Below are 6,740 nucleotides of genomic sequence, written 5' to 3'. Positions count from 1 at the left end.
TGCCCGAACCCGTACGAGGCCGGGGGCAGCACCGGAGCGTGCGGAGGCCGGGACCGGCGCTCCGCACCCCGCCCGTCGCCGTCGCCGCCCCGCGTCCTGTCGCGGGCCACCGGGCCCCGGGCGCGGTACGGGTCGCGCGGCTTGCGCCGCCTGCGCACCTCGCCGAACCCGCACACCACGAGCATCGCGGTGATGGCCGCCAGGTGCTCCTTGCCGGCCAGGTTCGGCTTGATCAGCGCCTCCGCGGACATGGCCACGACCACCACGGCGCAGGTGAGCCAGGCACGGTAACGCCAGGTCACGTACACCGCGATGCCGACGACGGCGGCCGACGGACCGGTGTCGACGACCTTGGCGGCCTGGGCCGGCAGGCCGAAGGCGGAGTCGGGGCCGATCTGGATGGCCAGCCGCGCGTACACCGTCCCGGCGAGCGTGGCGAGGTAGGCGATGGCCAGCGTGCACCTGCGGCCCAGGCAGATCTCGGCGATGCCGAACGCGACGAGGAGCTGCGCCAGCGCGCCCCATATCGGCAGATCGAGGGCGGGTACGAACAGCGACAGCGGGGTGCGCAGCAGCGCGAGCCACCACGGCAGCCGGGCCTGGACCGAGCCGATCCGCTGGATCGGCTCGAAGCCCCACGGCTCGTTCTGGACGACCTGGAACACCGCGGTGAGGAGGACCGCGGCGAGGGTCATGGGAAGGGCCCGCAGTCTCCTGCGGGCGAGCGTCTCGAACAGGGTCCCCAGGAGGGGACCCCACTCGGCACGTGCGGCGCGTCGGAGCGCCGCACGGTTCACCGTTTGCTCTCCAGGTGTTTGCGGTTCAGCCACTTCGGCAGGCCGGGCGCTTCGAGGAAGCCCTCGGCCCGGCCGCTGGCGATACCGATGCGCAGCAGGTCGCTGCTCTTCTCGAACAGCATGAACCGGGGCTCCCAGATGGGCCGGTACTTCGCGTTGGCGCGGTACAGCGACTCGATCTGCCACCAGCGGGAGAAGAACGTCAGCAGCGAGCGCCACATCCGCAGCACCGGGCCCGCGCCGAGCTTGGAGCCGCGCTCGAAGACGGACCGGAACATCGCGAAGTTCAGCGAGACCTGCTCGACCCCGACCTCGCGGGAGCGCTGCATCATCTCGATGACCATGAACTCCATCAGACCGTTCTCGGACTCCCGGTCGCGGCGCATCAGGTCGAGCGAGAGGCCCTTGGGGCCCCAGGGCACGAAGCTGAGCACGGCCCGCAGCTTTCCGTCGCCGTCGTGGCACTCCAGCATCACGCAGCGGCCGTCGCCGGGGTCGCCGAGCCGGCCGAGCGCCATGGAGAAGCCGCGCTCGGTGGCTCCGTCGCGCCAGTCGTCGGCGTGGCGCAGCAGGTCGGCCATCTCGTCCTCGGGGATGTCCTCGTGGCGCCGGATGCGCACCGTGTACCCGGCGCGCTTGACCCGGTTGTACGCCTGGCGCACGGTGCGCATGGCCCGGCCGTCGAGAGTGAACTCGTCGGTCTCCACGATCGCCTCGTCGCCGAGTTCGAGGGCGTCCATGCCGTGCCGTGCGTAGATGGTGCCGCCCTCCTCGCTCGCGCCCATCACGGCCGGGATCCAGCCGTGCTCGCGGGCCTCGGTGAGCCAGGGCTCGATGGCGCCGGGCCACGCCTCGGGGTCGCCGATCGGGTCGCCGGAGGCCAGCGAGACCCCGCCGAGCACGCGGTAGGTGACGGCGGCCTTGCCGGTGGGGGACCAGATGACGCTCTTCTCGCGGCGCAGCGCGAAGTAGCCGAGCGAGTCGCGGTCGCCGTGCTTGTCCAGCAGGGCGCGGAGCTTCTCCTCGTCGTCGGGGGTGATCGGGTCGGTGGCGCGGCGCGAGCGGAAGGCCGCGTACAGCACGCCGAGCAGCAGCAGGGTGCTCATCACGTTGATGACGACGTTGACCCAGCCGGGCGCGGAGATGCCCTGGTACCGGGACTCGTCGCTGGCCAGCGAGATCAGCCGCATCACGCCGAAGTGCCAGCGGTCCAGGAAGCTGGACTTGGCGCCGTCGTGCGCGTCGTTGGTGACGCTGACCAGCAGCGCGGCGATCAGCGAGGTGACGAGCAGCCCGCCGACGGCGACGGCCGCCGCCAGCTTCGGGTTGGAGCGGTCGCCCTTGGCGTAGAACTCGCGGCGGCCCACCACGAGCGCGGCCACGAACAGCACCGTGATGATCGTGGAGAACCAGTTCAGGCCGTGCCGGTTGAACTCGCGGAAGCATATGGCGAACACGAAGAGCAGGGCCGTGGCCCCGGCCAGCACCAGGTTCAGGATCCACGCCGCGCGCTTGCGCCGCCGCAGCGTGATGGCCATGAACAGGGAGAAGAGGGCTGACGCGAAGCCCGCGGTCGCCAGATACGGCGTGAAGAACTCCTCGACGTTGTGCCGGCGGATGTCGGCCCCGAAGGACAGCCACACCGCGCTGAGGAGGTTGACGAACGTAACGGCGCGCAGGTACCAAACCGCGAAGCCGGCTGCTCGTCGCGGCCAGATACCGCGGCGAGCGCCCTCATCCGGAGTCAAGCGGACTTCTCCCATGAAAAGTGATCATATGGGGCGTCATGTGCGACGGGGGCTCCGACGCGGGTGACGCGGGACGTCAGGTGCGTACGGGGAGCTCCGCAGCCAGGGCCGCCGCCGCCTGAACCATCGGCAGAGCGAGCAGCGCCCCTGTCCCCTCCCCTACACAGACGCCGTGATCGAGCAAAGGGTTGAGTGCCATGCGGTCCAAAGCTTTCGCCTGCGCCGGCTCCCCGCTCACCTGACCGGCCAGCCACCAGTCCGGCGCCCGGAACGCGACACGCTGCGCCACCAGGGCGCACGCGGCCGAGACGACTCCGTCGAGGATCACCGGCAGCCGTCTCACGGCGCTCTGCAACAGAAAACCGGTGATCGCGGCGAGGTCCGCTCCGCCGGCCGTGGCCAGCAGCTCCAGCTGGTCCCCGAGGACCGGCCGGGCCCGGCGCAGCCCGTCCCGGATCGCCGCGCACTTGCGCATCCACGCCAGGTCGTCGATCCCGGCGCCGCCGCGGCCGGTCACCACGGAGGCGTCCGTCCCGCACAGCGCGGCGATCAGCGTGCCGGCCGCGGTGGTCCCGCCCACGCTCAGATCGCCGAGGACCACGAGGTCGGTGCCGGAGTCGGCCTCCTCGTCGGCCACGGCCATCCCGGCCCGGAAAGCCCGCTCCGCCTCGTCCGCGGTCAGCGCGTCCTCGATGTCGATACGGCCCGAACCGCGCCGCACCCGGTGGCGCGTCACGTCCTCGGGCAGCTCGGCCGGGTCGCAGTCCAGGGACATGTCCACGACCCGCACCTGGGCCCCGCACCGGCGCGCCAGCACCGCCGACGCGCTTCCGCCGTCCAGCACGGCCCGTACGAGCGCCAGCGCGCCCTCGGCCGGACCGCCGGACACCTCAAGCTTCGCGACTCCGTGGTCGCCCGCGAAGAGCAGCAGCTTCGCCCGCTCGACCGGCTTCACCGGCACCGAGCCCTGAGCGGCCGCGAGCCACTCCCCGAGCTCGTCCAGCCGCCCCAGCGCGCCGGGCGCGGGCACGAGCCGTTCACGGTGCTCCTCGGCGTCCCGGCGTACACCGGTGTCGGGGCGCTCGATCAGCGTGGCGAAGTCATCGAGATTCAGGCCGCTCATCCGCAGAACAGTACCCGCAGAAGTAGATGCCAGTCCCACCCGAATAAGCCGCGGCGCCCCGGCTCGTATCCGAGTACGCCCGTAACCCGGCCCTCCCGCACGCGCGCACCCGCATGCGCCGCATCCCGGCCCCCGCGCCCCGGCCGGCACGGCCCCCCGCCGGAGGCGCGCGCCCACGAAGCTCAGCGCAGCGTCATGGCCTGCCCGGCCACCACGAGGAGCACGTGCTCGCACTCCGCCGCGACGCCCGCGTTCAGGCGGCCCAGCTCGTCGCGGAAGCGGCGGCCCGCAGGGGTGGCCGGGACGACGCCCGAGCCCACCTCGTTGCTCACGGCGACCACCGTGCGCCGGGCCGCGCGCACCGCCGCCACCAGCTCGTCCACCCGCTCGCGCAGCGCCTTCGCGCCGCCGTCCGCCCACGTCTCCTCGGACCACGCGCCGACGGAGTCCATGGCGTCCGTCAGCCACAGCGCGAGGCAGTCGATGAGCAGCGGCGGGCCCCCCGCCGCCAGCAGCGGCGGCAGATCGCAGGTCTCCGCCGTGCGCCAGGAGGCGGGGCGGCGCTCACGGTGCGTCGAGACCCGCTCGGCCCACTCCCGGTCGCCGTCGCGCGTGCCGCCTGTGGCGACGTACAGCACGTCGGGGAACGCCTCCAGCCGCCGCTCCGCCTCGACCGACTTGCCGGACCGCGCACCGCCCAGGACCAGCGTCCGCCGGGGCAGGTCCGGCACCGCGTGGTACTCGCCGACCAGCAGCGTCGTGCCGTCGGGCACCGCCCGCGCGCCCGCCGCTGCCAGCCGCCGCCGCAGCTCGCCGCCGGGCGGCGTCTCGTGGCCGAGATGGACGGCGATGACGTCCGTGGTGGCGGCCACCGCGCCCGCCGCCCGCAGCCGGGCCAGCGCGTCGGGCCGCCCCACCACGTCCAGCAGCACCATGTCGTACGGGTCCCGGACCCCGTCCGGCGCCAGCCCGGCCGCCGCCGCGCCCGGCGGCAGGTACAGCAGCCGCTCGCCCTCCGGGCCCGTCACCTCGTACCCGGTTCCCGGCGCGTCCAAGGCCACCGCCCGCACCCGGTGGCCGCTGATCACCGCCAGCTCCCGGCCGTCCGCCACCCGGCCCGGAGCCGGCAGCCCGGCCGGGAACTCCACGGCCGGGCCGTCGTGCGGATGCGAGAGCAGCACCTGCCGCACCCCGGCGATCGAGTGCCCGGCGCGCGCCGCCGCGAAGGCCGGGCCGGGGGTCAGGTCCAGCAGCAGCGCGCCGTCGACGAGCAGCGCGGTGGCCGCCCGCGCCGCGTCGCCGACCGCCATGGCGCAGGACGCGCACGGGCATCCGGGGCGCGGCAGTCCGTCGGGGGCCCCGGTGCCGAGGAGAGTGAGTTCCACCCCCCGATCGTCTCGCGTCCCGTGCCCCCGGGCGCGCGGGGCTCGCCCTTTGCGGGCTTTACGGGGCCTGTTCACCGACCGTTAGGCTGCGCTGCACAGTACGTGCGCAGCAGGTATGCGGGACTTGAGGAGGCGGACATGGCCTGGACATGGCGGTTCGAGAAGTCCGACGGGGCGGAGATCGCTCCCGCGGTGGAGCCGGAGGAGTTCTCCACGCAGGGGGACGCGGAGTCCTGGATCGGCGAGGTGTGGAAGGACCTGCTGGACGGCGGCGCCGACCAGGTGAGGCTGTTCGAGGACGGCACGGAGATCTACGGGCCGATGAGTCTGCACGCCAGCGAGGGCTGAGGCGGCGTTTCGGGGTTACGGGCGCCCGTACCGTACGGCCGGTGGCGGCGGGGCGCCCGTAAAGCGCGGCACCACAGCGGGCGAGCCCGTCAGCCCCGTACGCCGCACAGGTGCAGCAGCGCCGCGACCGACCGGTACGGGTCCGTGCGCCCGGCCTTGTCCTCGGCCGCGATCAGCCGCTCCAGCTCCTTGCCCTCCGGCGGCGCCTGGTCGTCGGCGGCCTGGTCGGTGAAGACCCGCACGCCGTACCAGGCGTGCAGCGGAGCGCCGATGCCGGTCAGCGTGGCCGTCAGCGCCTCCAGCCGGTCGGCGCGGACCGTGAGCCCGATGCGGTTGGTGTAGTCGGGGGAGTCGAAGGCGGCGAGCGCCCCGCCGAAGTCCCCGGCGAGGCCGGGACGCATCGCGAGCGCGTCGGCGTTGCGCACGACGAGGGAGAGCAGCCCGCCGGGCGCGAGCACCCGGGCCAGCCCGGCGAGCATCGGGTCGGGCTCGTTCACATACATCAGCACGCCGTGGCAGAGCACGATGTCGAAGGCGCCGGTCTGGAAGTGCGCGCCCGTGTCCCGGCCGTCGCCCTCGATGATCCGGACCCGCTCGCGGATGCCCTCGGGCTCGGCGGCGAGCGCCTCGCGGGCCGCCGCGGCCATCCGCGGATCGGACTCCAGGCCGGTCACGTTGTGCCCGGCGCGGGCCAGCCGCAGCGCCTGGGTGCCCTGGCCGAGGCCGACGTCGAGGACGCTCAGCCGCTGCCCCACGGGGTAGCGGGCGGTGATCTGCTCGTCGAGCCGGCGGGCGACGAGCTCCTGGCGGACGGTGTTCCGCAGTCCGCCGAGCTTGCTCAGCCAGCCCGCCACGCCGCCCGAGAAGCCGGCGGGGGCCGGGCTCAGGGCTTCTCCCCGCGCTTGACCTTCGGCTTCGGCAGCCGCAGCCGGCGCATCTGGAGCGTGCGCATCAGGGCGTACGGCACGGCGCCGCGCGTGTTCTCGTTCGGGAAGCGGGCGCGCAGGCCGCGCTTGAGACCGACCGAGGTGATCACCGAGTTCACCACGATCAGCAGGATCACGATCATCCACAGCAGCAGCACATAGGTCTGGAACGCGCCGCGGTTGATCATGCTGAGGACCAGGATGACGACCGCGAGCGGCAGGAAGTACTCCGCCACGGTGAACCGCGCGTCCACGTAGTCGCGGGCGAAGCGGCGGACCGGGCCCTTGTCGCGGGCGGGCAGATACCGCTCGTCCCCGTTGGCGAGGGCCTCGCGCTGCTTGGCCATGTCCGTACGCCGTGCCGCCTTCTGACGCTTCATGGCGTCCTTGCGGTTGGCCGGCGTACTGGCCAT

Annotated in this window: 7 protein-coding genes; 1 reads left to right on the top strand and 6 read right to left on the bottom strand. The window is 73.5% G+C overall.

The genetic code is table 11. The features are described from left to right. The 4 genes from ACFU99_RS21620 to ACFU99_RS21605 all read right to left on the bottom strand — a co-directional run. Nucleotides 1-797, bottom strand: a 797-nt coding sequence (locus ACFU99_RS21620; RefSeq protein ID WP_384394378.1) for a hypothetical protein, incomplete at its 3' end; no start/stop codon positions are given. Further along, complete coding sequence (locus tag ACFU99_RS21615) at nt 794-2,560, bottom strand: phosphatidylglycerol lysyltransferase domain-containing protein (protein ID WP_384394376.1); 1,767 nt, start codon at nt 2,558-2,560, stop codon at nt 794-796. The genes ACFU99_RS21615 and ACFU99_RS21620, both read right to left, overlap by 4 nt. A gap of 61 nt (nt 2,561-2,621) precedes the next feature. Next, nucleotides 2,622-3,668 (bottom strand): nicotinate-nucleotide--dimethylbenzimidazole phosphoribosyltransferase, encoded by a 1,047-nt coding sequence (cobT, locus tag ACFU99_RS21610; RefSeq protein ID WP_384394374.1) that lies wholly within the window; start codon nt 3,666-3,668, stop codon nt 2,622-2,624. Nucleotides 3,669-3,850: 182 nt separating this feature from the next. Further along, entirely contained in the window at nt 3,851-5,053 is a 1,203-nt protein-coding gene (locus tag ACFU99_RS21605) for a bifunctional adenosylcobinamide kinase/adenosylcobinamide-phosphate guanylyltransferase (protein ID WP_384394372.1), read from the bottom strand. 138 nt (nt 5,054-5,191) lie between these two features. Between ACFU99_RS21605 and ACFU99_RS21600 the strand changes: the two genes are divergently transcribed. Continuing rightward, nucleotides 5,192-5,401, top strand: a complete 210-nt coding sequence (locus ACFU99_RS21600) for a hypothetical protein (protein ID WP_384394370.1) — start codon at nt 5,192-5,194, stop codon at nt 5,399-5,401. Between the two features lie 89 nt (nt 5,402-5,490). Here the strand turns inward: ACFU99_RS21600 and ACFU99_RS21595 are convergent, their stop codons facing one another. Beyond that, nucleotides 5,491-6,225 (bottom strand): class I SAM-dependent methyltransferase, encoded by a 735-nt coding sequence (locus ACFU99_RS21595; RefSeq protein WP_384394380.1) that lies wholly within the window; start codon nt 6,223-6,225, stop codon nt 5,491-5,493. Nucleotides 6,226-6,284: 59 nt separating this feature from the next. Continuing rightward, on the bottom strand, nt 6,285-6,740 hold a 456-nt coding region (locus tag ACFU99_RS21590; protein WP_384394369.1), incomplete at its 5' end, for a DUF3043 domain-containing protein.

It is taken from the genome of Streptomyces sp. NPDC057654 (assembly GCF_042800135.1).
GTDB lineage: Bacteria > Actinomycetota > Actinomycetes > Streptomycetales > Streptomycetaceae > Streptomyces.
This window is presented reverse-complemented; position numbering and strand designations above follow the sequence as displayed.

Excerpts from the sequence above, each read along its gene's own strand:
- ACFU99_RS21600 (WP_384394370.1), top strand. The coding sequence starts at position 5,192 with ATGGCCTGGACATGGCGGTTCGAGAAGTCCGACGGGGCGGAGATCGCT.
- ACFU99_RS21615 (WP_384394376.1), bottom strand. The coding sequence starts at position 2,560 with ATGGGAGAAGTCCGCTTGACTCCGGATGAGGGCGCTCGCCGCGGTATC.
- cobT (WP_384394374.1), bottom strand. The coding sequence starts at position 3,668 with ATGAGCGGCCTGAATCTCGATGACTTCGCCACGCTGATCGAGCGCCCC.